Below are 1,281 nucleotides of genomic sequence, written 5' to 3'. Positions count from 1 at the left end.
CGAACACGCGGACCGCTCGGTCGCCGACGCAACGAGCCCGCGGCGCAAGCAGGGAACAAAGCGCTCGATGAAGTTCAAGCTAGCGTGCTGCATAACGTGTTGTAGAGCGAAAAGCCGTGCGGCATAACACCGCGACCCGCGCCGTAATCGGGCGGCCGGACCCTCGCACAAGTCTTTGCTGCATCAACGTTTTCCTCCATTTGACTGTTTATTCATACAGTACTAAATTTCCCGTCAAAAGCCGCGTCAGTTACATGCGCCGCAGGCGGTTCATGCGGCATCCGCCGAGGAGGCATTTGCCATGCAGTCTTCCGTCGCCCGCTCGTCGAAACCGCGCAATTCTCTGCGCCCGGCAGCAGTCAAAGAGCTCCCGCCACTGAAGGCGCCCAGGCTGCTGGACCAGGTGCGCGAACGCATCCGGATGATGCATTACAGCCTGCGCACGGAACAGGCGTATGTGTACTGGTGCCGCGCCTTCATCCGCTTTCATGGGTTGAAGCATCCGGCCACGATGGGCGGTCCGGAAGTGGAAGCATTCCTGACACACCTCGCCGCAGATCGCGGTCTGGCGGTATCCAGTCATCGACAGGCCTTGTCAGCACTGCTGTTCTTGTACGGCCAGGTGTTGGGCGAGCAACTTCCTTGGATGCAGGACATCGGGCGGCCCGTGCCGAAGCGCCGCCTGCCTGTCGTACTGAGCGCGGATGAGGTGGCAGCGGTCCTGGGGCAGATGGGCGGCGAGCATCAGTTGCTCGCGCGCCTGCTCTATGGCACCGGTCTGCGGATCTCCGAGGCATTGGGGCTGCGGGTCAAGGACATTGATTTCGCCCAACGGGCAATTTACGTGCGGCAGGGCAAGGGCGGCAAGGACCGCGTGGTGATGCTGCCGGCGTCGCTGACGCCGGGTTTGCGGGCGCAACTGGCGGCGAGCCGGGAGGTCTGGTGCCGGGATGTCGAAGACGGCCGAACCGGCGTCGCGATGCCCGACGCGCTGGAACGGAAGTACCCGCGCGCGGGAGCCAGTTGGGGGTGGTTCTGGGTGTTCCCGCAGGATCATCATTCGACAGATCCGCGCAGCGGTGCCGTGCGGCGTCATCACCTCTACGACGAAACCTTCCAGCGAGCCTTCAAAAAGGCGGTGGGTTTTGCAGGCATTGCGAAGCACGCCACCCCGCACACGCTGCGGCACTATTCCGAGTCAAGGAATATGCCGAGACAGCCGTGTCGCTGTACTCGCGCAGCAAGCGACAGGGCGGGAAGAACACTCGGCATATTTTCTCT

The 1,281-nt window shown here is 62.8% G+C and carries 1 protein-coding gene; it reads left to right on the top strand.

From position 1 onward, the window contains the following. Positions 1-301 precede the first annotated feature (301 nt). The coding region (locus tag ASC95_RS17790; protein ID WP_157256388.1) for an integron integrase at positions 302-1,281 on the top strand (980 nt) is incomplete at its 3' end.

Origin of the sequence: Pelomonas sp. Root1217 (genome assembly GCF_001425705.1) — a bacterium.
In the GTDB taxonomy this organism is placed as follows: Bacteria; Pseudomonadota; Gammaproteobacteria; order Burkholderiales; family Burkholderiaceae_C; genus Pelomonas.
This window is presented reverse-complemented; position numbering and strand designations above follow the sequence as displayed.